Source organism: Microvirga zambiensis WSM3693 (genome assembly GCF_016735695.1).
GTDB lineage: Bacteria > Pseudomonadota > Alphaproteobacteria > Rhizobiales > Beijerinckiaceae > Microvirga > Microvirga zambiensis.
Genome location: NZ_JAERQD010000169.1, coordinates 1 through 2,039, shown reverse-complemented (window position 1 = coordinate 2,039; position 2,039 = coordinate 1). Strand labels below are relative to the sequence as shown.

Sequence of the window (2,039 nt, the reverse complement as noted above, 5' to 3'; positions counted from 1 at the left end):
TGTGTTTCGGCGTGCAATGTTGACCCCCTGAGACAGGGGATCGGCGTCCAAATTTGACCCCTGCGGCTGTCACGCGAGCACACTGCCTGTCCTGGATCAGGATAGGTGGCAGGGGATGAAGGGCGTGGACACGATTGCACGGATCCGGCGCGAGTTCTTCGTGCGCGGCAGGACGATCAAGCAGATCGCCCGCGACCTCCACATCGCGCGCAACACCGTCCGCAAGGTGCTGCGCTCGGGAGCCACCGAGTTCCGCTACGAGCGCGAACGCCAACCTCTGCCACGCATCGGCCCCTGGAGGGAGGATCTGGAGCGCCTGCTGGCACTCAACGACGCCAAGCCTGCTCGGGAACGTCTGACCCTGATCCGGCTCTTCGAGGAGTTGAGGGGTCTTGGCTATGAGGGCGGCTATGATGCCGTACGCCGCTATGCCAGGAGCTGGCGCCGGGAGCAGTCCACCTCGGCGACCGCCGTCTTCGTGCCGCTCAGCTTTGCGCCGGGCGAGGCCTACCAGTTCGACTGGAGCCACGAAGTCATCCTGCTCAACGGCATGCCGGCCACCGTCAAAGTCGCCCACGTCCGGCTCTGCCACTCGCGCATGATGTTCGTGCGGGCTTATCCACGTGAGAGCCAGGAGATGGTGTTCGATGCCCATGATCGCGCCTTCGCGTTCTTCAAGGGAGCCTGCCGGCGCGGCATCTACGACAACATGAAGACGGCAGTGGACGCCATCTTCATCGGCAAGGAGCGTGCCTACAACCGCCGCTTTCTCCAGATGTGCGGGCATTACCTGGTCGAGCCGGTCGCCTGCACGCCAGCCTCCGGCTGGGAGAAGGGTCAGGTAGAGAACCAGGTTGGGCTCGTGCGTGAGCGCTTCTTCACGCCACGGCTGCGGGTGAAGAGCTATGACGAGCTGAACGCCTGGTTGCTCGATCAGTGTATCGCCTATGCCAAAGCGCATGCCCATCCCGAGCACCGCGACCGGACGATCTGGCAGGTCTTCGAAGCCGAGCGCGCCAGCCTGGTGTCCTATCCCGGACCCTTCGATGGCTTCCACGCCATTCCCGCTTCTGTCTCCCGAACCTGTCTGGTGCGCTTCGACTCCAACAAGTACTCGGTCGCCGCCAGTGCTGTCGGGCGCCCGGTGGAGATCCGGGCCTATGCGGATCGGATTGAATGCCGTCAGGACGGCCGGATCGTAGCGGAGCATGTCCGCTGCTTCGGTCGTGATCAGACGATCTTCGATCCCTGGCATTACGTGCCGGTGCTGACCCGCAAGCCCGGGGCTCTGCGCAATGGTGCTCCGTTCAAGAACTGGGTTCTACCCGCCGCCCTTGAGCGTGTCCGGCGCAAGCTTGCCGGCCAACATGACGGCGACCGCCAGATGGTCAGCATCCTGGCGGCGGTGCTCAGCGACGGACTGCCGGCGATTGAGGCTGCCTGTGCCGAGGCTCTGAGTGAGGGCGTCTGGTCCGCCGACGTGATCCTCAACATCCTCGCCCGGCGGCGCGAGCCTGCCCCGCCGCTGACGATCACGACCCCACAGGCCTTGCGGCTCCGGCATGAGCCGCAGGCCGATTGTGCCCGCTACGACAGTATCAGGAGGGCTGTGTGATGGAACGGACTGAGATCCTGGCCGCCATGGCCGACCTCAAGCTCTATGGCATGAGGTCGGCCTATGACGAGATCATCACGACGGCAATCAAGCGCAGTCACGAACCACAGCGGGTGGTGGGCGATCTTCTGTCAGCCGAGATCGCCGAGAAGCACGCGCGCTCGATCAAGTACCAGATGACGATTGCCAAACTGCCCTTGGCCAAGGACCTTGAGGACTTCGTCTTTGCCGGCACGCCGATCAATGAAGGCCTCGTGCGGGATCTGGCCGGCGGGGAGTTCCTGACCCATGAGCGCAACGTCGTCCTGGTGGGCGGCACCGGCACGGGCAAGACCCATCTGGCGATAGGGATTGCACGAGCGTGCATTCGCGCTGGATCCCGCGGGCGGTTCTACAACGTGGTTGATCTGGTCAACCGGCTGGA

At 64.1% G+C, this 2,039-nt stretch carries 2 protein-coding genes; both read left to right on the top strand.

Translation table 11 applies throughout. From position 1 onward, the window contains the following. Positions 1-115 precede the first annotated feature (115 nt). The gene (gene istA, locus JKL46_RS34640; RefSeq protein WP_201842975.1) at positions 116-1,615 is read left to right on the top strand and encodes an IS21 family transposase; all 1,500 of its coding nucleotides are present in this window, start codon (positions 116-118) and stop codon (positions 1,613-1,615) included. Continuing rightward, the coding region (locus JKL46_RS34635) for an ATP-binding protein (protein WP_201842973.1) at positions 1,615-2,039 on the top strand (425 nt) is incomplete at its 3' end. The genes istA and JKL46_RS34635, both read left to right, overlap by 1 nt.